Annotated in this window: 11 protein-coding genes; 2 read left to right on the top strand and 9 right to left on the bottom strand. The window is 72.0% G+C overall.

What is annotated here, in order from left to right; genetic code table 11:
• Nucleotides 1-60: 60 nt before the first annotated feature.
• Nucleotides 61-1,074, bottom strand: coding sequence for a helix-turn-helix domain-containing protein (locus N7L95_RS05805; RefSeq protein ID WP_301258871.1), 1,014 nt, complete (start codon nucleotides 1,072-1,074; stop codon nucleotides 61-63).
• Between N7L95_RS05805 and N7L95_RS05800 the strand changes: the two genes are divergently transcribed.
• Nucleotides 1,073-2,533, top strand: a complete 1,461-nt coding sequence (locus N7L95_RS05800; RefSeq protein WP_301258870.1) for a cytochrome P450 — start codon at nucleotides 1,073-1,075, stop codon at nucleotides 2,531-2,533. The two genes, N7L95_RS05805 and N7L95_RS05800, sit on opposite strands and share 2 nt — an antisense overlap.
• Nucleotides 2,534-2,653: 120 nt before the next feature.
• On the opposite strand, the gene N7L95_RS05795 is transcribed toward N7L95_RS05800, so the two are convergent.
• The 8 genes from N7L95_RS05795 to N7L95_RS05760 form a co-directional block, all read right to left on the bottom strand.
• Nucleotides 2,654-3,172 (bottom strand): GNAT family N-acetyltransferase, encoded by a 519-nt coding sequence (locus N7L95_RS05795; RefSeq protein WP_301258869.1) that lies wholly within the window; start codon nucleotides 3,170-3,172, stop codon nucleotides 2,654-2,656.
• Nucleotides 3,173-3,468: 296 nt separating this feature from the next.
• Nucleotides 3,469-5,007, bottom strand: a complete 1,539-nt coding sequence (locus N7L95_RS05790; RefSeq protein ID WP_301258868.1) for a lipopolysaccharide biosynthesis protein — start codon at nucleotides 5,005-5,007, stop codon at nucleotides 3,469-3,471.
• A gap of 98 nt (nucleotides 5,008-5,105) precedes the next feature.
• Complete coding sequence (locus N7L95_RS05785) at nucleotides 5,106-6,239, bottom strand: glycosyltransferase (RefSeq protein WP_301258867.1); 1,134 nt, start codon at nucleotides 6,237-6,239, stop codon at nucleotides 5,106-5,108.
• A 36-nt stretch (nucleotides 6,240-6,275) separates the two neighbouring features.
• Nucleotides 6,276-7,292: a polysaccharide deacetylase family protein gene (locus tag N7L95_RS05780; RefSeq protein ID WP_301258866.1), complete on the bottom strand. Its 1,017-nt coding sequence runs from the start codon at nucleotides 7,290-7,292 to the stop codon at nucleotides 6,276-6,278.
• A 484-nt stretch (nucleotides 7,293-7,776) separates the two neighbouring features.
• Entirely contained in the window at nucleotides 7,777-8,445 is a 669-nt protein-coding gene (locus N7L95_RS05775; RefSeq protein ID WP_301258865.1) for a 4'-phosphopantetheinyl transferase family protein, read from the bottom strand.
• A gap of 342 nt (nucleotides 8,446-8,787) precedes the next feature.
• Entirely contained in the window at nucleotides 8,788-9,675 is an 888-nt protein-coding gene (locus N7L95_RS05770) for a serine aminopeptidase domain-containing protein (RefSeq protein WP_301258864.1), read from the bottom strand.
• Nucleotides 9,672-10,487 (bottom strand): serine aminopeptidase domain-containing protein, encoded by an 816-nt coding sequence (locus N7L95_RS05765; protein ID WP_301258863.1) that lies wholly within the window; start codon nucleotides 10,485-10,487, stop codon nucleotides 9,672-9,674. The genes N7L95_RS05770 and N7L95_RS05765 overlap by 4 nt, the downstream gene beginning before the upstream one ends.
• The gene (locus N7L95_RS05760) at nucleotides 10,484-23,641 is read right to left on the bottom strand and encodes a non-ribosomal peptide synthetase/type I polyketide synthase (RefSeq protein ID WP_301258862.1); all 13,158 of its coding nucleotides are present in this window, start codon (nucleotides 23,639-23,641) and stop codon (nucleotides 10,484-10,486) included. Before N7L95_RS05760 ends, N7L95_RS05765 begins: the two co-directional genes overlap by 4 nt.
• Nucleotides 23,642-24,174: 533 nt before the next feature.
• Here N7L95_RS05760 and N7L95_RS05755 point away from each other — a divergent pair.
• Entirely contained in the window at nucleotides 24,175-25,209 is a 1,035-nt protein-coding gene (locus tag N7L95_RS05755; protein ID WP_301260080.1) for an NAD-dependent epimerase/dehydratase family protein, read from the top strand.
• Nucleotides 25,210-25,273 lie beyond the last annotated feature (64 nt).

Below are 25,273 nucleotides of genomic sequence, written 5' to 3'. Positions count from 1 at the left end.
GCTCGTCCGGCCCGCGCCGCGCCAGAGGCGCTGCGACACGCCCCGTGGCCGGCCCGACCTTCATTGCCAGAGCCGGTAGGCCCAGAAGGCGGCCTCGCCGTGGATGCGCCGCCGCAGTTCCTCTGGGGAGAAACCGGTCATGCGCCGCGTCACGCGGCTGAGGTGGGACTGGTCGGCATAGCCGCAGTCCGCTGCCAGTTCGGCCCAGTGCAGCCGGTCCTCCGCCTCGGCGGCCATGACCTCGAAGAACGCCCGCTCGATGCGGCCGATGCCTTGCAGTTCCCGCATCGGCTGGCCGGCCCATTGCTTGATGCGGCGCTCCACCTGCCGCAGGCTGCGGCCGGCAGCGCTCTGCGCGGCACGCATGGCCAAGCCCTGCGCCCAGTCCTGGTAGCGGTGGCCGTCCAGGCCGTGCCTGGGCCGCACGGCCTGCCAGCGTGGCTCCAGGAAGTCCTCGATGAGGCGCACCCGGGTTGCGTCGTCGGTGGCGGTCGCCACCGCCTCGCACATGGCACACCAGTCGGGCGGCAGCACCCCGTTCGCATCGACGATGCGGTTGACGAAGATGGCCGGGTCGAGGCCGGTCATGGACTGCAGCGCATCGGGCATCAGCAGCAGCATCATCCCGTGCAAGGGCCCGGGGTTCCAGCTCACCGAGGGCTGATTGAACGGCCCGGTCAGCACCACGCGGGCGACGACCGGCTCGCGCGGGTCGTCGAGGCGGGCCTCGCGCTGGGGGAACGGGCCAAGCACCCGCTCGGTGCTGCCGTGCAACGTCCAGGCGATGGAGCACAGCGGCGTGGCGGGAAAGTAGTTCAGCCGCTGCTCGGGCTGCAGCGCCGCGCCGCGCGTGTCGCGCGCCATGATGGCGCGGATGCAGGCGCTCAGCGACAGGCGCGGTGCCCAGAGGCGGTCGATCGGGGCCGGCGCAGCGGCGGGGGCAGGCATATCCGGGCAGTATAGGAGCGGGCGGCCGGTGTCGGTCGCGGCGCGCTGGCTGGGCGGCACATCGCCGGGCGCCATGTCGACATCGTTCAATACGGTGCCCGGCAGGCGTCGCACCATCCGCGACATGAACGCGCACCTTGACACGCCCCCTGATGACTGTGCCCCTGGCCGGCTTCGCCCTCATGTCCACCCCGGCGGCCTGCCACCGGGGCCGCCGACCCGCTGGTGGGGGCTGCCCTTGTTGCGCGCCATGCGCGCCGACTACCTCGGCTTCACCCGCCGCCTGCAGGAGCGCTACGGCGACACCGTCGCGATGCGGCTTGGCCATGAACGCACCCTCGACCTCTTCAGCCCCGAGGCGGTTCGCGAGCTGCTGGTGGACCACGCTGCCCACTTGGTCCGGTGGGAGCGTGGCATCGAGGTGTTCGAGCAGGTGTTCGGCCGCAGCGTGCTGGTGACCGAGGGCGCTGCCTGGCAGCGCCAGCGCCGCATGCTGCAGCCGGCCTTCACGCCGCGCAAGGTGGCTGCCCAGGCCGGCCTGATGGTCGCGGCCATCGCGCCCGCGCTGGAGCAGGCGCTGCCGGCGGGACCGACCGGCGGGCTGGTGGACATGGAGGCGCTGTTCCAGGGCCTGGCGATGGATGTGATCCTGCGCACGCTGTTCAGTCGCTCGGCCGCGGAGGACATCCGCGGGGCAGCCGAAGCCACCCAGGCCCTGTCGCGCGTGGCGATGCAGGAGATGTTCATGCCGATGACCTTGCCTGACTGGCTGCCCCTGCCCGGCAAGGCCGAGAAGCGCCGGGCCCTCAGGCGGCTGCGCGAGCTGGTGGGCCGCCATGTTCGCGATCGCCGGGCCGCGATCGCGGCGGGCCGGCCGGTGCCGCAGGACGACCTGCTGGCGCTGTTGCTGAACCTGCGTGACACGGAGGGGCCGCAGGCCACCGGTGGGTCTCTCAGCGATCAGGAGGTGTTCGACCAGTGCATGGTCAGCTTCCAGGCCGGCCACGAGACCACCGCCACCGCCTTGCTGTGGTGGAGCCGGCTGATGGCGGAGCATCCGGCGGCGGCGGCACATGCCCGGGCCGAGGTGGACGCGGTGCTGGGCGGCAGGCCGCCGCGGCCGCAGGACCTGCCCGCCTTGCCCTGGTTGACCGCCACGCTGAAGGAGGCGATGCGCCTGTATCCACCGGCCGCGGCCCTGATGTCGCGGCGCACCACGGCGGACGTGCAGGTGCAGGGCTGGCTTGTGCCCCGAGGCACCATGGTGCGCATCACGCCCTGGGTGCTCCAGCGCGACCCGCGCTCCTTCGCCGAGCCGGATGCCTTCCGGCCCGAGCGCTTCCTGCCTGATGCGCCGCCGCCGCCGCGCGGCGCCTGGATGCCGTTCGGCACCGGGCCGCGGGTGTGCATCGGGCAGCATTTCGCGATGCTGGAGATGAGCATCATCGCCGCCATGTTGCTGCAGCGCTGCACCCTGGCGCTGCCACCGGGCGCCGGGCCGGCGGTGCCGGTATTCAACGTCACCTTGCGGCCGCAGGGCGGCTTGCAGCTGATGTTGGTGCGACGCAGCGCCGCGCCGGCCTGAGGCGGTGGCCCGCCGCTGCGGCTTCTGTCTGTGCTGTCGCGGCGCCTGGCGCATCCTGCCCGGCGATGCGATGGGCCGTGGGCCCGATGGCGGGCTGCCAAGAGGCAGGCGCCTGGTTCTTCAGCGTCGCGCGTCGAACGCCGGGCTGTAGCTGACGGTGCCCGAGGCCATTGCGCCGTGCAAGGCCATGGCCATGAAGTACTCGGCCGGCACGCCGGGCAGGCGCAGCGCCGGTTCGGCCCGGAAACCGAAGCGCGAGTAGTAGCGAGGCTCACCGAGCACCACGCAGCCCGCGGCGCCCTGGGCGCGAAGCGCGGACAAGGCACACAGCACCAGTCGCGAGCCCACGCCCCGGCCCTGGTAGCCGGGCCGCACCGAGACCGGCCCCAGCCCGTACCAGCCGGCACTGCCGTCCGAGACAGTGACGGGCGACAGTGCGACATGGCCGATGATCTGCCCGCGCTCCTCGGCCACCCACGAGTGGAGCAGCTCGCCAGACGCGCGCAGGGCCCGGATGATGTGGTGCTCGGTGTGGCTCGAGTGGCCGACGTCGCGGAAGGCGGCGATCGTGACGGCCTCGATGGCGGCCACGTCCGCCTGCGTTTCCGGGCGCATCTCGAAGCGGGGGCCGTCGGGCATGGGAGCTGGGAAGCTGGGCATCAAGGCTGGCGCACAAGGCGGGTCTGCGGGGCGATGATGGCGGCGCGTCGACTGTCGTCCAGCGGTGGTGCACAGGGTGGCAGCGCCCGAGCCGATGAACGGCAGGACGCCGCGTGGAAGCGGGAAGGCCCCAGAAGCCGGTTCACCCCGGCTGCTGCAGCAGGGAGCGGCTCAGCGTCGATGCGCTTCGTGGCGGCGTCCGTCCGCCGCCCGTGCTGGCCTTGCCCCCATCGACCGCTTGAAGCAGCCCGCCTCGTTGGCAGGCTGCCCGCGCTTCAGGCCGGGCGCGTCCAGCGGTCCAGCCAGGCTGGCACGCCGGCCAGGAAGGAGAAGCGCCGTGCGGCTGAACCGATCACTTCCAGGTCGCGCGCATACCAGACGCGCAGCAGCAGCGAGCTGGCCAGGTAAGCCAGGCCGTAGACCACGCCGGCCAGGCCCTGTCCCAGCGGGCCGTGCCAGGCCAAGGCCACCGGCGCCGCGACGGCCAGTGCACAGCCGGCGGCCAGGAACATGCGCCCCAGGTCGGCAAAGGGCAGCCGGATCTTCAGGGTGACCACCACAAAGCCGGCCACCACCGCCAGCACCACCAGGCTGGAGACCGCATGCGCCGCCACGGCACCGAGGATGCCGAAGCGCGGCACCAGCAACAGGGCGGCCACCGCGCTGAAGGCCACCGAGAACACCGACACCCCGGCCCGCACGCGCTGGTTGTCGGTGGTCGAGAGGAGGGCGCCGAAGGTGCCCTGGGTGAGGGTGAGCCCGCCCACCACGACCATGACTTGCAGCAGGAAGGCGGCCTGATGGTAGGCCGGCCCGTACATGATGGAGATCACCGGCGCGGCCCAGAAGGCCCCCACGCCGGCCAGCAACAGGCCGAGGTACTGGAAGTAGCGGGCGGCGTCCGAGGTGATGCGGCTGACCCGGTCCACGCCGCCAGCGCCGTAGGCATGCGCCATGGTCGGCATCAGGATGGAGGTGAGGCCGGAGGACAGCAGGTCCACCCCGCCGCGGGTCAGTGCGGCTGCGATGGTGAAGAAGCCGACCGCCTCGGCCCCGACCATGGAGTTCAGCAGGTAGGTCTCGAAGGACTTGTTGCTGAGCGCCGCGGCGAAGGTCAGCACCACCGTCCAGTAGAGGTGCGGCCGCACCCGCTGCAGCAGTGCCGGATCGCTGGCACCAGCGGCGCTTGCCACGCCGGCCTTGCGCGACCAGATGGCAATCACCACCGGATGCGCCAGGCTGTGCAGCACGAAGATGACGAGAAAGCCCATCAGCCCGGCGCCTGCGAACATGGCGCCGACGGCGGCCACCATGCTCGCCACCGCCAGCAGGCTCACGCTGCCCGCTTCAAGGCCAAACAGCCCGTGGCCCTTTGCCACCGACACGCCGAACAAGTACCAGGCGCGCGCCACCGCCGCAGTGAGCGCCAGCGCGGCGAACACCATCAGGTTGCCGTCCCAGCCGGCCGGCTTGAGCCAGGGCAGCACCGCGAGGAAGACGGCCGCCACGCCAAGCACCGCGGCCCACTGCCGTGCGCTGAACCAGCGGTGCAGCTTGCGCGCGGCGTCGGCCTCGCCGCGGCCGACGCATTCGGAGACGAAGCGGATGGCGGAGGTGGTGAGGCCGTTGTTCATGAACACGACCAGCAGGCCCGACAGCCAGATGAGATAGGAATAGCGGCCGAAGTCGGCCGGGCCCAGGCTGCGTGCGATGACGGTGTTGGTCAACAAGCCCGCTGCATAGGCCACGTAGGTGGACCCGGTGATCAACAGGGCCGAGCGGAACACCGCTTTGCTGCCGAAGCGGTCACTCATGGCCGCGGCTCCAGAACTGCAAGGAACACAAGGGGCACCGGCGGTGGCCGCGCCGGGGCGCGGCCGTCTCCGGCAGGGGCTGGCGCATGCGCGCCGGTTCAGGGGCAGACACGGTACTGGTCGCGCAAGACGCCCTGGATGCGACCGGCCACCGCATCCCAGGTGAACTGCCGTTCGACCCGTTGCCGCCCGGCCTGGCCCATGCGGCGGGCCAGGTCCGGTTGCCGGCCGAGCTCGATCATGGCCGCAGCGAGGGACGGCGGATGTTCGGCCGCTGCAATCAGGCCGGTGTGGCCGTGCTCGACGATTTCGGGCATGGCGCAGCGGTCGGAGGCGATGCAGGGCAGGCCCCAGGCCATGCCCTCCAGCAGCGAGATGCCGAAAGGCTCATAGACCGAGGGCAGGACCTGCGCGGTGGCTTGCGCGAACAGCTGCTGCAGTTGCTGCGCCTGAGCGGGATCGGACTTGGACAGGAAGCCGGCGAACTGCACGCCGTCCGGCGCCGGTGTGCCCGGCGCGTCGGGCCCCACGATGCTGAGCCGCGCCCGTGGCAGGGCGCGGCGCACTTCCGCGAAGGCGGCCAGCAGGTGTTCACCACCCTTGCGCTTGAACTCGCGGCCGACAAAGAGGAAATGCGGCTCGGCGAAGTCCTGCTGCGGCACCACCGGCAGCGTCGGGAAGTTGATGCCGGCGCCCACCACATGCAGCTTGTCGGCCGGCACGTTGAAGTCCTTCATGAAGGAGTCGGCCAGCCAGGCGCTCATCACGAAGATGCCGCGCATCTGGCCGTAGACCTCGCCTTCCCAGCGCAGGTGGTCCTGGCGCGACCGGTCGCTCAGCAAGCCCTGGTCGTAGTAGCGGTAGCGCAGCGCGGCATTGCCGTCGTGGTAGCCGAACACCGGCGGCAGGCCGCGGGCCGGGCCGGCGCAACGCAGGCGGGCGCCGATCTGCAGCACCGCCCGGGTCTGCGGCCGGCGGCGGATCTCGGCCTGGGCGCGCGCGCTCAGCGCGGTGAATCGCGCCGGGCTGGAGTTGTAGCGGCTGCGCCAGCGCTCGCGGGGCCAGCTGAGCGCCGCCAGCTGCAGCAAGCGTTCATGCGGGCGCGACAGCTGGACCTGCAGGGCATCCTGCAGCACCCCGCGCTGGCGCAGGGCGTCGAAGAAGAACTTGGACGAACCCGACCAGCTGCGGGGATCGAAGGGAGGTTCGAGGCTGATGCCCAGGACGGCCATAGAAGAGTGGGTTTCCGGTGAGGGGCCTGGTGGGCCTCAGGCCGCCGAGCGGCCGCTGCTGGCGGCACCCGCGGTCGGGGTCGGCACGAGCTGGGGCTGGGAATGACAGGACATGCGCATCAAACGCGCGACGAACATCGCCGGATGACGATCGGGTGGACCAAATCGCGGCAACTGGAAGCGGTCGGTCTCGCGGGTGGCCACGCCCCAGGCGGTGGACACCGCCACCCGGTAGCCGGCCTGCCGCACAAGATCGATGTGCTCGCCGGTGTAGTCGAGCTGTGGCTTGCCGTTGGGATAGGCGAAGCAACGCGGCGCCTCGTCCAGCAGCGAGGCCAGCGCATCCCGGTTCACCGCGATCTCGTGAGCCGCTTCGGCCCGGTCGAGCCGGGCGAGGATGGGGTGGTCGCGGGTGTGGCCGCCGATGGTCATGCCCTGGCGTGCCATGTCGCGCACCTGCGACGAGGTCATCATCAGGTCGTCCGGCAGCGGCTCGCCGACCTGGGCTTGCAGCTCGGCGCAAAAGGCCTCACGGGCTGTCAGGCCCATGTATTTGATCTTCTGCACGATCTCGTCGGCCAGCCGCAGCCGGGCCGCCGTGCCATCCGCATGGCGCAGGCCCAGGCCGATGCTGCCGAGTTGCAGTGGCCGGCCCTGCAGGCGGCGCACGCATTCGATCACGGTGTCGTTGAACATGCGGCCGCCGTCGACGAAGCCGGTGGCAACGAAAAACGTGGCGGTCAGGCCGAACTGCTTCAGCAGCGGCAAGGCGATGTCGTAGTTGTCGCGGTAGCCGTCGTCGAAGGTGATGCAGGCCGCCCGTGGCGGCAGCGTGCCGGCCTGCAGGCGATCGGCGGCTTCTTCGAGCGGCAGCACCGTGAAGGCCTGCGACAGCGCCCTGAACTGGTCGGCCAGCCGGGCGGCATCGGGCACGTCCGGCAGCAGCGGGTCGTGGCGGGGCACGACGCGGTGGTACATCAGGATGGGCAGCGGCGAGCGGCTGCCGCCGGGGTAGGTCAGGCGCGCCGCGGTGCGCAGGAGGGCGGCGGCCATCGAGCGGTCGGGCCTCGTCATCGTCGGCAGGCCGGCTGGCGCCAGGGCGTCGCCGCCCGCGGTGAAACGGGTGCCGCTGTCGCCGCGACCACGGGCGCAGGCCGCCGGCCTGGCAAGGGTCGGCCCGGCTTGCCTGCAGGGCAAGGGGACCAGGGCTGGAAAGAAGGTGTTGTGCGACATGTGCTTGCCAAGGTCCAGATCACCATCGACTCGCGCTTTATCTTGTTGTGGATGAACATCACGCCCAGGCTGGGAGCCGCCGGCGGCAGGCCGGTCGGGCCCTTGCCCCTTGCGCTGCTGGAAGGGGAGCCGCCCGCGCCTTGGCGCAGGGGCCCTGCAGCTCGCTCCCCGTACAACACGTCGCGGCTTGTGTGAGTTTTTTCATTGCCAAAGCCGCGGCGGTGTGAGCTGCCCCTCTCGCGGCGGACTATATCTGCCGCTGTTCGCCCCAGCCCGGAGGCCCCCCTCAATCCAGGGGCCCTGATCAGGGGGTGGACTGCCATGCCACCGACAGCATCGCCACGCCGCCGTGCTGCAGCGATCGCAGCTCGACTGCAAACGGGCCGTCGCGGCCCGGCATCTCGACCCGGGTGGTGGTCGGCGCCAGGCCGGCATGGAAGCTGGCGGCCGGCAGGCTCAGGCCGCTGCCCAGGGCCTTGAGGCAGGCTTCCTTGCGGGTCCATCCACACAGGAAGGCGGCTTCACGCTCGGCCTCGGGCAAGGCCAGCAGTTCATCGTTCTCCTGCGGCGTGAAGTTGCCGCGCGTCAGGGCCACCACATCCGACATCGTACGGATCACCTCGACATCCACGCCGACTTCGCCGCCCGGCGCCACCACCACCGCGGCCCAGTCGCCGCTGTGGCTGAGGTTGAAGCTGAGCCCGGGGGCGTCCAGCAGGTAGGGCTTGCCGTGCGGGCCCTGCTGAAAGCGCAGTGCCGCAGGCGGCAGGCCGCTGGCCTGGGCCAGCCGCTCGCGCAGCAGGCAGTGCGCAGCGGTGAAGCGGCGCTGGTCGCGCTCGAAGACGAAACGGGCGGCGCGGGCGCGTTCCTCGTCGGACAGCACCTGCTGCCGGGTCGCATCGGGCCAGGCGTCCAGCGGCGCCAACCAGAGTCGCAGCGGCGGCCAGCCGAGGCGATCGCTCAAGTCCATCATGGGTTGCAGGCCCTCCTGCCTGTGGCGTTGCTCGCATCCATTGCCGGTCCCTTCGCAGCGGACGCCCCGGCGCCACACGTCACGAGGCGATGGGCGCCGGTCCGCACTGGCGGCCGTCGCGCCCAGCCATGGTGGCACGCTGCCACCGAGGGGCCGACGGCGCGGCCCGCGACGGGGCTGCAGTGCGGCTCGCTCCGGCTCCGAGGGAACCACCGGGCCCGCAGTATCGGTGCGAGCTGCCCTGTCCGGGCCGCCTTGCAGCGCCTGCTTGCAATTCAGCGCGTTCCGGCCACACTGCGCGGCAGTCGCAGTGCCGGCCGCTGCGGGCGGCCGGCGTGCCGATCACCGGCCCTCGGCCAGTGCCCTGTCCTGCAGCCAGCGGCTCACCGTCTCCAGGAAGCGTTGCTGCGATGTCGGCAGCGTGAGCACATGGTCGCACTCGGGCAGCCATTCATAGGCGACCTTGTCGACGAAGCCGAAGCGCTGGAAGCTGTCGTGGAACTGGCGGCGGTAGTTGTAGGCGCCCGGCTCGCCGCCGGAGAAGATGAAGAACAGCTCGACCCGCCGGGCCAGCAGCCGATGGATGCGCTCGGCAAAGACCGCCGGCGCGGGCACGCTGGAGCGGCCGAAGATGCCCACCGAGGCGGCCACGCGAGGGGCAGGCGCCGGCAGGCCGGCGGCCGCGCCCGCGGCACGCCGGCCCGGCAGCAGCGCGGCGGCGCGCGTCGCCAGCTTGCGCGCGATGCCGCGCGCGCCCAGGTTGCGGGCGCGGTGCAGCAGGCGCAGCGCGCCGGTCTTCCAGGTTGGGTAGACATAGGCGTCGAACAGCACCACGCCCTTGAGCCGCGCGTCTTCCAGTGCGGTGAGGTGGCCGATGTCGGCGCCCGAGCACATGCCGATCATGTAGAAATTGCGGCGACCGTGCCGGGCCTCGGCGGCATCCATGGCGGCACGCGTGTCGGCGACGAACTGCTCGGCCACCGGCAGGGTGGAGGCAGAGCGCCCGCTGTCGCCCAGGCCGTTGGTGTCGAAGCGGAAGGTCGTCACCCCCAGCGTGGCGAAGTGCCGGGCCAGCTTGACGTTGATGCGGTGCGGCCCGATGCGCGGGATCACGCCCGCATTGCTGAGCAACACCATCACGTCATCGCGGACGGCCGGGCCGGGACGGGGGGCGGTGAAGGTGCCGACAAGGTTCTGTTCTGGCCCGAAGACGATGGTTTCTTCTGTCATGCTCGCTGCGGCAGGCCGTCCAGCAGGAAGGCCTGGATCTCACGGGGAACGATGGCGGTGCCACGTGCGTCGCCCGACATCCAGTCGATGGTTTCTTCGATGGGGCGCAGCAGCGGTTCGGGCAGGCCCGCCGCGCGCAGCGCCCGGGCCTGCGCGGGCTGCACGCCGCAGCGCAGCGGCAGGCCACGGGCCAGCAGCGCCTGCATCGGTTGGACGTCGAGCGACTCGATCTCCCGCACCATCGCAGCGCCCATCTCGAACCCGATCACCGACCCGGGCAGGGTCGGTTCCTGCACGCGGCCTTCACGCCGCAGGCGCGCCCAGGGCGCCTGCATCTCGCGCGCGACTTCCCGCCGGTGGGCTTCCAGCAGGGCCGACAGGTAGGCCCGGCCCTCCAGCACCGGCTCCCAGAGCAGCACCTGCCCGGGTGGCCTGCTGGCCCGCAGCGCGGCCCGGGCGGCCAGCGTGGCGCCGAGCCCGACGCCGAACAGGTGGAGCGGCGCGCCCGCGGCGCAGGACTCGAGTTCGCGCCAGGCCAGCAGGGTGTCGCCAGTCCACTGCTCCAGCGTTTGATCGGCGCCTTCGCCTGGCGAGTCGCCGCTGCCGTGATAGTCGAAGCGCAGCACCGTGCAGCCTTCGCGGCAGAGGCGGTTGGCCAGGGCCTGGAACATCTGGTTGGTGCGCACGGCCTCCTGGCCGAAGGGCTTGCACAGCAACAGGGCGGCGCCGTCCTCGGCGGGCAGGTCGGGCCGCTGCAGCATGCCGACCATCTCGCGCCGGGGCCCGCCAAAACGTCTGACTTCCATGCTCATGAGCGGGAGCCCGTGGTGTCGCTGTCGCCCGGGCCCTTGGCGTTGCCTCCGCGCCGCGGCAACCAGCCGCCCAAGCGGGCCAGCATGCCCTTGGCCGGGGCTTGCGGATCCGCTGCCGCGATGGACGAGCCGGCGCTGCCCACGGCCGCAGGCGCCTCATAGCTGGCAGCCAGCTGGGCGAGGGTCTCGAAGACCAGGCGGCGCGCGTTCACCTGCTGCTTGAAGCGCTGCTCCAGCCGCGAGACGGCCTGCATGGCCAGCAAGGAGGTGCCGCCCAGGTCGAAGAAGTTGTCCTTCGGCTGGATGTGGGGCACCCGCAGCAGCTCCGCCCAGACCTGGGCGACGGCTTGCTGCGCTTCGGTGAGGGCCGGCGCCGCCGCGGCGCCGGGTGCGGCCATGGCAGCCGGGGCCGGCGTGACGTGTGGGGCGGCGCTTGCCGTGCTCGCCGCAGCAGGGGTCGGCGTGACCTGTGCGGGCTTGGCGGCGGCTGGCGTGGCGGCCGGTGCCGACGTGGGCTGGCTGGCAGGGCGCGCGGGTGTGGCGACGGCCTGTGCCGGCAGCACCTGCGCGTCGGTCAGCGCGAGCAGGCGCGCTGGCAGTGCCTTGGCCAGGTTGTCGCGCACGGCGGCGGCTTCGAGCCGGGCTCCGGCGGCGGGCCGGACCTGCAGCACGATGCGGCGCTCGCCGGGCCGTGCCTCCCGGATCTCGGCCTGCACCTGGGTGGCGCCCGACTGCTCGCGCAGCGCTTGCGACAGCCGGGGCAGCGAGAGCGGCCAGCCGTCGAGTTGCAGCGGGGCGTCCTCATTGGCCAGCAGCTCCAGGCGGCCGTCCTGGCGACAGCGTGCCAGCGCACCACCGGCGGCCAGTCGGCCGGGCTGCCCGGGCGGCACCGGCCGGCCCTGCTCATCCTGCAGCTGCAGGGACGGACGCAGCGGGTGGCCGGCGTCGTCCACATCCTGCGCGGTCACCGGGCCGGCGCAGGCAGGCAGCCCGCTGGTGTCGAGCACCGCGTAGTGCCAGACCTCGCAGCCGGCCGCCTGCAGCTCGGCGAGCAAGGCGGGTGAGCTGTCGGCGGCGTCGACCAGCGCGCATGCCGGCAAGGGCAGCGGGCGGGCGTCGAGCCAGCGCCGCCAGCTCGGCGACCCGGCCAGGGCCAGCTGCAGCGGGCGCTTGTCGGCGAGCGCGGGCAGGGTGGACGCCTGCAGGCCGGCCAGCAGCGCTTCGCCGCCGGCGGCCAAGGCCAGGCACACCTCGAAAAGCTGCTGCGCGCGGGCACCACCGTCGAAGCTGGCGATGGTGTCGCCGGGGGCGAGCTTGAGCTCTCGCGCCAGGCGCGCGGCCGTGCCAAGCAACAGGGCCGGTGCGATGGGCGCCTGCGGATGCTGCGGCCGTGCCGTCCAGTCCTGGCGCGGCAGCTTGGGCTGGGCGGTGGCGGACGCGGGCTGGCCGGTGATGGCCTGCACATCGAGCCAGGTTGCGCTGACCGGCACGTGGATGCGGAAGTCTTCGTCGGACACCACGCAGGCAGCCGGCGTGCGGGCCAGCGCTTCGCGCATGGCCGGCGCGCTGCCGTGCGGATCGAGCGGCAGGCAGCTGGCTCCCAGGCGCAGCACGGCGAGCGACACGATGGCGGCGGCCAGCGGGTCGCGCACGTTCACCGCCACGCTCGCCGGCTGCTGGCCGAGTTCGGCCAGGCGCTGCTCGGCCGCTTGCACCCGGCGCGCCAGCTCGGCATAGCTCAGCTGGCGCTGCGCGCCGCGCAGGGCCAGCCGCTGTGGATGCGCGGCGAGCCAGCCATCGAGCAGCGCTGCGGGTGCCACCGTTGCTTCAGCGGCCGGCTCGACCCGCTGCGGCAGGGGCAACGCGGCGGCACCCTCGGCCAGCAGCTCGTCCAAGCGGCGCTGCGGCTGGCTGGCGAAGGCGTCGAGCAAGGCCAGGAAGCGGTCGCGCAGCCAGGCCGCGGTGCGGTCGTCGAAGAGGTCGGCGTTGTATTGCACGCCACCCTCGATGCCGGCGGGGATCTCGACCAGCCAGAGGTTGATGTCCTCGGTGGCCCCCTTTTGCATCAGCTTGATGCGCTCGTGCTGCAGCGGGCCCCAGTGGCTCTGGCGCTGGCGGGCGTCCTGGAAAGAGAACATCACCTGGTAGAGCCGGCCGCGGGCGCCTTGCTGGCGCCCTTGCAGCTGCTGGGCCAGCACTTCGAAAGGCACGTCCTGGTTGGCGAAGGCGTCGACCAGCAGCTTGCGGGTGGCGCGCACCCAGTCGAGCGCCGACAGCGAGGTGTCGACCGCCGGGCGCAGGGGCAGCATGTTGTTGAAGAAGCCCATCACACCTTCGAGCTCAGCCATCGGCCGGCCGCGCACCGGCATGCCGATGGCCGGATGCGGGTCGTTCAGCCATTGCGACATCAGCGCAGCATAGGCGGCGAAGGCGACGATGCTCAGCGTGGAGCCGGTCTGCTTGGCCAGGCCGCGGATGCGTTCGGCCTGCACCGTGTCGAGCTGCAGCCAGGCGGTTTCGCCGCGGCCGCTGCCGCCGAACTGGCGCGGCCGGTCGGCCGGCGGCTCCATCGAGGGCGGCAGGCCCTCGAGCTGATGCTTCCAGTGCTGCAGCTGCGCTTGCAGCTCGTCGCTGCGCAGCCAGTCGGCATGCCACTGGGCGAAGTCGCCATAGCTCACCGGCGGCTCGGGCAGCTGCGGTGCCTGGCCGTTGCGATAGGCCTCGTAGAGGGCCGACATCTCGGTGTAGAGGATGTCGAAGGACCAGCCGTCCCACACCATGTGGTGCGGCATGAAGAACAGCACATGGTGGTCGTCCGCCAGGCGGAACAGCCGCGCCTTGTAGAGCGGTGCCTGGTCCAGCGCGAAGGTCTGGGCGGCCAGCGCTTCGAGGCGGGTGGCCAGCGCCGCTTCGCGCTCGGCCTCGGGCAGCACACTCAGGTCTTCCAGCGGCAGCAGGCGGGTCTCGACCTGCTCGTGCAGCTGCTGCACATAGCCTTGCGCGCCGCGCACGATGGCCGTGCGCAGCGCGCCCTGGCGGCGCACCATTTCGCCGAAGGCGCGCTCGAAGGCGGACAGGTCCATCGGGCCACGCAGGCGGTGGCAGGACGGCGCGTTGTACATCACGCTGCCCGGGTGCATCTCCTCGATGAAGCGGATGCGCTCCTGCATCAGCGTGAGGGGGGCCTGGCTCTGGTCGGCGCGCCGCACGATGGGGGCACGCTGCGCACTGGCCTGGCCGCTGCCGCGCTGCTGCTCGATGGCCTCGGCCAGCTTCTCGACCGAGGGCGACTCGAACAGCGTGCGCAGGTTGAGCTGCAGGCCCAGGTCGCGGTTGAGCTGGCCGACCAGCCGGGCGGCCAGTAGCGAATGCCCGCCGAGCGAGAAGAAGTCGTCGCGAATGCCCACCTGTGGCAGCTTCAGCACGGCCTGCATGGCGGCCACCAGGGTCGCCTCGAGTTCGGTGCGCGGCGGGTCGATGTGGCGTTGCTCGTCAGGGACCGGGGCGCTGGGCGCCGGCAAGGCCTTGCGGTCGATCTTGCCGTTGGGCAGCAGCGGCAGCGCCGGCAGCGGCACCACGTACTGCGGCAGCATGTAGTCCGGCAGGTCGGCGCGCAGCGCTTCACGCAGGCGGCCCGGCTCGGGCGTGGCACCGGCCTGTGGCACGAAGTAGGCCACCAGGCGCACGTCGCCCGGGCTGTCCTCGCGCGCCACCACGACGGTGCGGGCGACGCCGGGCAGGGCCGCCAGGCGGGCCTCGATCTCGCCCAGCTCGATGCGGTAGCCCCGGATCTTCACCTGGAAGTCGAGCCGACCCAGGTGTTCGATGCTGCCGTCCTCCCGCCACTTGCCAAGGTCGCCGGTGCGGTAGAGGCGGGCGCCGGGATGGCTGCCGAACGGATCCTGCACGAAGCGCTCGGCGGTCAGTTCGGGGCGCTTGAAGTAGCCGGTGGCCACGCCCGTGCCGCCAATGCAGATCTCGCCTTCGATGCCCACCGGGCAAGGCTGCAGCCGCTCGTCGAGGATCCACACCTGGGTGTTGTCGATGGGCCGGCCCACGGTGATGCGTTGCGCCGGGTCGCTGATGCGCGCAAGGGTGGACCAGACGGTGGTCTCGGTCGGCCCGTACATGTTCCACAGCTCGATGCCCTGTGCCAGCAGGCGGGTGGCCAATGCCGGGGGCAGCGCCTCGCCGCCGCACAGCGCGCGGAAGCCGGCAGGAGCCTGCCAGCCGGCGTCCATCAGCATGTGCCAGGTGGTGGGCGTGGCCTGCATCACGTTGATGCGATGCTGGACCACCAGGCGGCCCAGCACCTCGCCATCCATCGCTTCCTCGCGCTGGGCCAGCACGACGCAGGCGCCGACGGTCAGTGGCAGCATCAGCTCCAGCACCGCGATGTCGAAGGACAGCGTGGTGACGGCCAGCAGCCGGTCGCCGGCTTGCAGGCCCGGCTCCCGCTGCATGCTCGCCAGGAAGTTGCAAACCGCGCGCTGCGGCAGCACCACCCCCTTGGGCTTGCCGGTGGAGCCGGAGGTGTAGATGACATAGGCGGTCGCATCGGCCGGCCACTCCGGCGAGGCGGGCGGTGCGGTGTCGGGGGCGGCTGCGATGGTGGCAGCATCGTCGTCGATGCGCAGCTGGCGCTCGCGCGGCATGCCGGCCAGCTCCGCATGAACGGCCTCGGTGATGACCAGCTTCAGGCCGGCGTCTTCGGCCATGTACTGCAGACGTTCGCGCGGAAAGCCGGGGTCCAGCGGCACGTAGGCCGCACCGGTCTTCAGCACGCCCAGCAGGGCCGGCACCAGCTCCGGGCCGCGGCCCAGGCACAGGCCGACGCGGTCGCCCGCCGCCACGCCGCGGGCCTGCAGCAGGCGGGCATAGCGGTTGGCTCGGCTGTCGAGTTCACGGTAGCTGAGGCTGCGGCCCTGGGCGACCAGGGCCGCAGCCTGCGGGGTGCGCGCGGCCTGCTCGGCAATCCATTGCTCGACACGAGGCCGGGCTGGCAGCGGCCGGTCCGTCGCGTTCCAGTGGCGCAGCCGGGGCTCGACGACCGCGGACGGTACTGCGACAGCGGCCGGTGCGCCGGAAGCCGTCGAGGAAGTGCCGGTGGTACTGATGGCACTGCCGTCAACACCGGTACTGGCGACACTGGCGCTACTGGCGCTACTGGCGGTAGTGGCGGTAGTGGCGGTAGTGGCGGTAGTGGCGGTGCGGCTGGTGGCTGCCCGGCTGTCGGTGGCGGAGGCCGCGAGCGGCAGCGCACCGACGGTGCTGTCCAGCTCGGTGGCGAGGCCGCGGATGGCCGCGCCCAGCGCGTCCACCAGGTCGCGGGCGCGGTGCGCGCTGAAGAACTCGGTGCTGTAGTGCAGATCGAGTGTCAGCGCATCGTCCTGCTCGTAGAAGTTGAAGAACAGCTCGCTCAGGGTGCCGCGCTTGCGCCCTTCGTGCAGCGTGGCGCCCAAGGGCGCAAAGGCCGACAGATCGACCTTGGGATTGAGGTTGAAGAACACGCCGGTCAGCGCGGGCCGGTCGCCGGCACTGCGCAGGCCGAGGGCGCGGGCCACGGTGCCCTGCGTCATCAGCGGGTGCTCGAGCGCGTCCATCAGGTGGTCACGCACTCGTTGCAGCAGCTCGGTGCCGCGGTCGGTGTCGTGGCAGCACAGGCGCAGCGGCAGGTCGAGCACGCCGTCGGCCATCAGCGGGCCACGACGTTGCAGGCTCTGGCTGGCGTAGGGGATGCTGACGAGGAACTCGTCCTGGCCGGCTTGGCGCCGCAGCATGGCGGCCAGCGCTGCCAGCAGCAGTTGGAACAGCGTGGCACCGGATTGGCGGGCTTGCGCGCGCAGCCGGGCCAGCGAGTCGCCGTCGAAGCGGGTGCGCAGGGTGTCGGCCGTGTAGCGACGCTGCGCGGGCGGCACGAGATCGCCCAGCTCCAGGCGCGCGGGCGGCTGGTGCAGCACGCGCTGCCAGAACTGCAGCGCCTGCTGGCCGGCCGGACCGTCCATGCGGGCCAGCTCCTGCTGCGCAAAGACGATGGGCGAGTCGGCCGCCGGCAGCGTCGGCGCGATGCCGTGGCTGCGTGCGCGGTAGGCCGTGGCCAGCTCGGCATTGAAGACGCTGGAGGCCCAGCCGTCGAACACCAGGTGGCTGGCCACCAGGTGTACCACCACCCGGCCATCGGCCAGCTGCAGCAGGCTGACTGCCGCCAACGGCGCCTGCTCGAGCGGGAAGTCGCGCGTGCTGGCTTCGCTGCAGAAGGCGTCCAGGGCCGCGTCGCTGTCCGGGCGGGCACGCAGGTCGATCTCGCGCACCGGCACCGGGCCGGCGGCGGCCAGGCGCTGGAGCGGCTGCTCCGCGTCGAAGGACAGGCGGAAGGCGGCATGGCGGCCCAGCACGTCCTGCAGGGCGGCCTTGAGGGCGGGCATGTCGATCGCGCCACGCAGGCTGACGCAGAAGGACTCGTTGAGGGCTCGCCGCGCATGGGCATCGAAGCCGGCCGCCAGCCAGCGTTCCGTCTGCCCTGGCGAGAGCGGGCCTTCGGTGGTCGGCTGGGCCTGCGGCTTGTCTCCGCCGCCCCGCGGCGGCGGGGGCGGCGTGCCGTCGCGCGGCAGGATGAAGCCGAGTGCCATCAGCTCGTCGAGCGCGCCGGTGAAGACCTCGAAGATGCGGTCGACCTCGGCCTCGCCCATCGCCTCGGTCACGAAGTGGCCGAACTGTTCGTAGAGGTGCAGGCCATGGAAGCGGGCCAGGTAGTAGAAGAGGCTGACGTACTTCTGGTTGTCGTCCCACTGCAGCCGCCACAGCGAGGCGCAATGCACCGCCTTGACCGGCGCGCCGCGCACGGCGAAGGCGGTGTTGAGGCGGTCCACCAGGCGCTGCGTGCGGTCGTTGAGGGTGCGATAGAACTCCCGGCCGCCGCGCTTGAGGTGCAACAGCGCGGCGCGGCCGGCGGCCAGCGCCAGCGGGTGGCGCACGAAGGTGCCGGCAAAGTAGGTGACGCCGGCTTCCGGGTAGGAGGCATCGCCGTACTGCCAGTCACCGCCGTCCAGCGCGTCCAGCCAGCGGGCGCCGCCGGCGATGGCGGCAAAGGGCAGGCCGCCGCCGATCACCTTGCCATAGGTGGCGATGTCGGCCCGCACGCCGTAGAACTCCTGCGCTCCGCCGGGGGCCAGGCGGAAGCCGGTCACCACCTCGTCGAAGATCAGCGCGCATTGGCCTGCGTCGGCGATCTCGCGCAGCGCGTGCACGAATTCGCGCGGCTGCAGCGTGGGCAACTTGTTCTGCACCGGCTCGATCATGATGGCGGCCAGCTCGTGGGCCCGCTCGCGCAGCACGCGCAGGGCGCCTTCGCTGGCGTAGTCGAGCACCAGCACGTTCTCCACCGCACTGGCGAGGATGCCGGGTGCCGCCGACAGCGAGCGCAGCTGGCGGGTGCCGCGCACGATCACTTCGTCGAAGATGCCATGGTAGGAGTTTGTGAAGATCGCGATGGTCTTGCGCCCGGTGACGGTGCGGGCGATGCGCATCGCGCCCATGACCGCTTCCGAGCCGGTGTTGCAGAAGGCCACGCGCTGCATGCCGGTGAACTCGGCAATGAGCTGTGCCACTTCGGCCGCCATCGGATGCTGCGGGCCCACCTCGATGCCGCGCTGCAGCTGCTCCACCATCGCCGCCACCACCGACTCGGGCTGGTAGCCGAGCAGGTTGGCGCCGAAGCAGGACAGCAGGTCGATGTACTCATTGCCGTCGATGTCCCACACCCGCGCACCCTTGGAGCGGTCGGCCACGATGGGGTAGACCAGGTCCTTCCACAGCGGGTTGAAGCCGGTGACCACGCGCGGGTCGGCCATCAGCTTGCGGTGCTGCTGGCTGAAATGCTTGGACTGGCCGGTGCGCCCGTTGTAGCGCTGGATGAAGTCATCCAGCCAGCGGCGCTGCTCGGGCGTGAAGTCCTGGCGGTTGTCCAGCGTGATGCGGGCGGAGGCGCCGAAGGGCTTTTCCACCAAGGCCTTGATGGACGGCTGGGCCGGCTCGTTTGCAGTGGCTGCGGGGGCGGCGCCTGCGGTGGCGGCAGGCGCCGGCCCGGCCACCGGCGCGGGCAGGGCCGCTGGCGCCATGGCCGGCACCGCTGCACCGGCCAGTGGCTGACCGGCCAGCACGGCGAGCTGCTGGGACATCAGCTGCATTTGCTGCTGGATCACCAGTTGCAGCCCGCTGGCCGCGCCCGGCTGGCCCGGCCCGACGGCCAGCTGCATCACCGGCAGGGCAGCCTGCGGCAGGACCGGCGAGGCATTGGCGACCGCTGTGGCCGTCGGCTCGCCGGCCGGGGCCGGCGCGGCAACGGGAGCGGCCGGGGCCGCCGGTGCGAAGCGGTCGGCCGGCAGCTCGGCGTCGAGGAAGCCGGCCAGCTTGTCGACCGTGTCCAGGTCCTCGAGCAGGCGGCGGAAGCGCAGCTTGAGGCCGAACACCCGCTCCAGCTCCAACGTTGCCTGGGTCAGCGAGAGCGAGTCCAGGCCCTGGTCGACGAAGCTGGCGCCCGGGCTCATCTCATCGGCGGCCAGTCCGGACACATCGCTGAGGATGCGCGTGAGTTCCTGGGCTAGGCGGGGGAGTCGGCTCATGGTCGTGGCAGCCTCGGCTGGGGGCAAAGAAGAAGGGGCGGCGGCGCTTGTGGCACCGCCGGCGGAGACCGCGAGGGCGGCCTGTGCAAGGGGCCGGCGCGCGAACCAGTGGCGCTCGCCGGCGAAGGGGTAGGTCGGCAGCGCGACGCGGCGGGCACTGGCGGCCACCGGCCAGGCCAGCTCCGCGCCGGCACACCACAGGGCACCCAGGCCGGCCAGCGCATTGACGGCCGCATCACCCGGCGCCTGGGCCGGGCCGAGCAGAGGCACGATGCGAGGCACCGCCTGGCCTGCCGTGCGGTGCTGGCGCAGCAGCGCGGTCAATGCCTGGCCGGGACCGACTTCGACGAAGACGGTCTCGCTGTCCTGGGCCAGCTCGGCTTGCACCGCGCGGCTGAACTGCACGCTGGCGCGGACCTGGCGGGCCCAGTAGTGAGGGTCGGTGGCTTCGTGCGCCTGCAGCGGCGCTCCGCTGACGCAGGAATACACCGGCAGGCGCGGCGCCCGCAGCACCAGCGGCTGCAGGGCCGCCGCCACCTGGGGCAGGGCCCCTTCCATGGCGGCACTGTGGAAGGCATGCGAGACCCGCAGCCGGGTGCTGCCGATATCCTGCGCCTCGAGCTGGCGCGCGAAGGCGTCGATGGCGTCGAAGCTGCCAGCCACCACGGTGAGCGACGGCGCGTTCTCGCCGGCGATCTCCACGCCTTCAGGCAGCAGGGCGCGCACGGTGTCACCGGCCGCACGCACCGCCAGCATCGCGCCGGGGGGCTGCTCGAACATCGCCTGGCCGCGCGAGATGACGGCCGTCATTGCATCGGCGAGCGAGAAGACGCCGGCCTGGCAAGCCGCGGCGTATTCGCCGACGCTGTGGCCGATCAGGGCCTGGGGCTTGACTCCCAGCGTGTCCAGCCAGGCCGCCAGCGCATACGACATGCAGAACAGCGCCACTTGGGCATGGCGGGTCTCGGCCAGGCGCTCGGCGACCGCGCTGTCGTCGGGAGCCGCCGTCACCAGCCAGGCTTTGAAGTCGCTGCCCAGGTGCGGCTCGGCCAGCGCCAGGCAGCGGTCGAGTGCCTCGCGGAAGGCCGGTATCTCGTCGTACAGGCCGCGCGCCATGCCGGGATGCTGGGCACCCTGGCCCGGGAACAGGTAGACCAGCCGCGGACGGCCCTGGGCCGCCGTGGTGTGGCGCAAGGCCCGCAGCGCATCGACCGCGTCCGACCGATCGCGTGCAACGACGGCCAGGCGCTGCGCCATCGGCTGGCGGCCACGCATGAGTGTGCTGGCCACGTCGGCCAGCGACAGCCCGGGATGCGCTTCGAGATGGCGGGCCAGGTCGGCCGCACGCTGCAACGCAGCCTCGCGTGTCCGGGCCGACAGCGGCAGCAGGAACGGGCCGGCGGCCTCGGCGCTGGGGGCGGCAGGCGGGGCTTCCTCGATCACCAGGTGCGCATTGGTGCCGCCGACGCCGAAGGAGCTCACCGCGGCCCGGCGCGGCTGCTCGCCACGCGGCCACGGCGTGTGGGCGGCGATGACGTGGAAGGGCGTCGCGGCGAAGTCGATCTCGGGGTTCGGCCGCCGGAAATGCAGGGTGGCCGGAATGGCTTCGTGGTGCAGGGACAGCGTGGCCTTCACCAGGCCGAGCACGCCGGCCGCGGCGATCGTGTGGCCGAGGTTGCTCTTCAGCGAACCGATGCCGCAGTACTGTGAGTCGGCGGTATCCGGCCGCCAGGCGCGGGTGAGGGCGGCAATCTCGATCGGGTCGCCCAGCGCGGTGCCGGTGCCATGCGCCTCCACGTAGCCGATGCTGCGCGCGCTCACGCCGGCATGATCGAGCGCCATCCGGATGGCCGCCGCCTGGCCGCCGACGCTGGGCGCGGTGAAGCTGGCCTTGTCGCCACCGTCGTTGTTCAGACCGACACCGCGGATCACGCCGTAGATGGTGTCGCCTTCGGCCAGCGCATCTTCCAGGCGCTTGAGCACCACCACCGCGCCGCCGCTGCCGAAGACGGTGCCGCTGGCCTCCGCGTCAAAGGGCCGGCAATGCCCGTCGGCGGATTCCATGCCGCCTTCCACATGCAGGTAGCCGCCCGCCTGCGGCACGATGACGGTGGCGCCGCCGGCCAGCGCCACGTCGGCCTGGCCGTCGGCCAGCGCGTGCCAGGCCTGGGCCACCGCCACCAGCCCGGTGGAGCAGGCGGTGTGCACGCTGACGGCCGGCCCGGTCAGGTTCAGCCGGTTGGCCACCCGGGTGGCGACATAGTCCTTCTCGCTGGCCAGCATGGTGGCGAACTCGCCGAACTGCTGCGCCAGCTCCGGGTTCTCGGCGCGCAGCGCGGTGATGTAGCTGTTGTTGGCCACGCCGGCGTAGACGCCCACCCGCGCGTCGCCCTGTCGCGGGTCGATGCCGGCATGCTCCAGCGCGCTCCAGCAGAGTTCGAGGAAGAGGCGCTGCTGCGGGTCGAGCACGCTCGCTTCGCGTGCCGAGATGCCGAAGAAGGCCGCGTCGAAGCGGTCGGCATCCTGCAGCACGCCACGTGCGGCGACGAAGTTCGGCCGCCGGCGCAGGGCCTCGGGCACCGAAGGATCGAGCTCCTCCGGCCTGAAGTGGCGGATGCCTTCGCGTTGCTCGACCAGCTGCTGCCAGAAGGTGTCGAGATCGCTCGCCTCCGCCGCCCGCACTGCCATGCCGACGATGGCGATGCCGCCGCCCGGCGAGGCCGGACGACCGGCCCCGGCCCGGCGTCGGCCGACGCCCTGCGCGCCGCGGCACAGCCCGGCCAGGGTCGGGCGGTCATAGACGTCGGCAACGGCGAGGTGGTCCACACCGTGCTCGCGCAGCCGCGTCACGAAACGCAGCACCAGCAGCGACTTGGCGCCCAGCTCGAAGAGGTTCGATTCGTCGTCGATGTGGGCCAGCCCCAGCAGGTCCTGCCACAGGGCGCGCACCAGCGCGGGCAGGTCGGCGGCGCTGCCGGCCGGGGCCTCTGCCTGCGGCAGCGGCAGGCCGCGACGATCGATCTTGCCGCTGGGCGTCATGGGCAGGCGTTCGAGCGTCAGATAGCGCACCGGCACCATGTACTCGGGCAGGCAGCCGCGCAGGTGCTGGCGCAGCGTGGCCGGCAGCATGTCGGCCTCCGCGCCGTCGCGGGGCACCACATGCGCCACCAGCTGGCGGCCGACGCCGGGCAGCTCGGGCGCCGTCACCACCGCGTCCCGCACCTGGGGGTGGCGCATCAGCGCCAGCTCGATCTCGCCAGGCTCGATGCGAAAGCCGTCGACCTTCAGTTGCTGGTCGGCACGGCCCAGGTAGGTATAGACACCGTCGGCGTCGCGACGCACCAGGTCGCCGGCCAGGTACCAGCGGCCCTGCAGTCCGGCCAGGTCATTGCGGAAGCGCTCGGCGGTGAGTTCAGGCCGGCCCAGGTAGCCGTGAGCCAGCGTCTGGCCGCCCAGCAGCAGCTCGCCGCTGTCGCCGCTCTCGGGCGCCAGCGTCTCCGGATGCCGCAGCGCCAGCCGCACATGTGGCAGAGGTCGGCCGATGGGCGGAATCTCGGGCCAGTCGCGGGCGCTGCCGCACAGCTCGAAGGCGGTGACCACATGGCTTTCGGTGGGCCCGTAGTGGTTGTGCAGCACCGCCTGCGGCAGCTGCTCGAACAGCGCGCGGATGGCGGGCGTCACCTGCAGCTGCTCGCCGGCGCTCACCACGTCGAGCAGCGCCAGCGGCGGCTGTCCGCGGGCGGCCTCGGCCAGCATCTGCAACGCCACGTACGGCAGGAACAGCCGCTGTACGCGTCCTGTGAGCAGGGCCTGGTGCAGGCGCTGCGGATCGCGTCGCTCGGCCTCGGGCAGCAGCACCAGCGTGCCGGCGCAGGCCAGCGTCGAGAAGATCTCCTGGAAGTGCACATCGAAGGACAGCGGTGCGAACTGCAGCGTGCGCGCCGGCAGCCCGAGCCGCTCGTGCGCGGCATGCCAGGCCACCAGGTGGCGCAGCGGTCCGGCGCCCATGGCGACGCCCTTCGGCCGGCCGGTGGAGCCGGAGGTGAAGAGCACGTAGGCCAGGTCGGCCTCGGCCGCATGCGGCAGCTCGCTGCGGGGGGCCGGGTGTTCCAGGGTCGGAAAGTCGCCGGTCAGCGCTTGCAGCCGGGCCAGCGTGGCCGGCTCGCCAAGGACCGCACGTGGTTGCGCGTCCTGCAGCATGGCCTGCAGGCGATCGCCGGGGTAGGCCAGGTCGAGCGGCACATAGCCGATGCCGGCTTCGACCGCGGCCAGGATGGCCACGATGGTGTGGGCAGAACGGGTCGCCGCAATCGCCACGCGCTCGCCCGGCCTGATGCCGGCGGCCTGCAGGCGGCCGGCCAAAGCAGTCACCGCATCGAGCAGGGCCGCATAGTCCAGGGTGCCGTCCGGTGACTCCAGTGCAGCCTGTCCGGGCGCATGCCGGGCTGCCCGCCGGAGCCAGTGGCCCAGGGGCGGCGGTGCCGGGTCATTGACCGCGCTGCCGGGCTCTGCCCTGTGTCCGTCATCGCGCATTGTGGTGCTTCTCCATCGCATGCAGGTTCAGCCCGCAGGCTGGCGCGCCGGGGCTTGCCGCGGCGCCAAAAGTCGTGCCGCCCCACCAGCCTGAAAGGGGTGGGGCGGAGGATGTCGCGGGATTATGGGTGCGGGGTTTCCCTCAGGGGGCCCCCTGAATGAGTGAGTCGGTACTCCTCCTGGCCACCGCCCCGCCACCCCGGAGCGCCGGGAAGCGCATGGGTGCTGGGCTGACGCAGGGCTTTCAGCGCCTGATGCGGCGCCCCCTCAAATAGGTGAGTGCTGGGCCTGTGCACATTGCCGATACTCGTCAGCCACTGCCGCTTCTGCCGGGGCCCTGTTCTGCTTGCCTCTGCTGCGGTGCTGTCGTTGCGGCCTCGCTCCGGCGTTTCATTCCCCCGACATCTTGGACCACTTCGCCTGTTATTTACTGCAGCGCGCACGGCTGCCTTTGCCGTGGCTGGGCCGTCGCCCGGCCGCATTGGCGCGGCCAGGCTGCGCCTGCCGGAGCCTGTCCGGTGCTGGGGGTGGTGATGCGTAGTGTGCGTGGCCGGCTGGCGCAGGGGCAGCGCCATTGGCTGCTCACCGGCAGTGCCGGCTTCATTGGTTCACACCTGCTGGAGGCCTTGCTGCGCGCGGGCCAGCGCGTCACCAGCATCGACAACTTCTCCACCGGCAGCCGCGCCACGCTGAACAGCGTGCGGCAGGCGGTGGGCGAGGCGGCCTGGTCGCTGCATCGCTTCGTGCAGGCCGACTTGGCCGATCCTGACATCTGCCACGAGCTGTGCACCGGCGTCGAAGTGGTGCTGCATCAGGCCGGCATCGACGCCGCACCCTGGTCCATCCGCGATCCGCTCGGGGCTCACCGCGCCAATGCGACATCCTTCGTCAACCTGCTGACGGCAGCCTGTGCCTGCGATGTGCGTCGCTTCGTCTATGCCGCGTCGAGCACCGCTTATGGTGATGCGGCCGCGGTGCCAGCCACCGAGGAGCGCATGGGCCGACTGCAGACGCCGGCGGCGGTGAGCAAGTACGTCAACGAGCTGTATGCCGACGTGTTCTCGCGCTGCTATGGCATCGAGACCGTGGGGCTGCGCTACTTCGAGGTGTTCGGCCCGCGCCAGGGCGAGCATGCCGACGGCAGCTGCGCCCGCCTGATCCCGCGCTGGACCCGCGACATGTGGCTGGGCCGCCGTTGCGTGATCGAAGGCGACGGCGAATCCTCGCGCGACTTCTGCTACATCGGCAACATCGTCCAGGGCACGCTGCAGGCGGCCTTGTCCGAGCACCCCGAGGTGATCAACCAGGTCTTCAACATCGCAGCCGGCGAGCGCACCACCTTGAACCAGCTGCACGCCCTGATCGCCCAGGCCTTGGGGCGCGAGCATGCGGGCCTGCGCATCACCACGCCGCAATACGAGGAAGCCGAGGCGGTGCAACTGCGACATGCCCTGGCCGACATCTCCAAGGCGCGCCGTGTGCTGGGCTACCAGCCGGCCTACTCGCTCACGCAGGGGCTGGAGATCTCGGTCGGCGAGTACATCCAGCGGGTGCCGCAGACGGCCTAGCCTCGCCCTGCATGGCAGTGGCGCCACCAGCGCCGGCGGCTCGCCGGCGCGAGAGGCCGGCCCG

This window comes from Eleftheria terrae (assembly GCF_030419005.1).
Lineage (GTDB): Bacteria > Pseudomonadota > Gammaproteobacteria > Burkholderiales > Burkholderiaceae_C > Caldimonas > Caldimonas terrae.
This window is presented reverse-complemented; position numbering and strand designations above follow the sequence as displayed.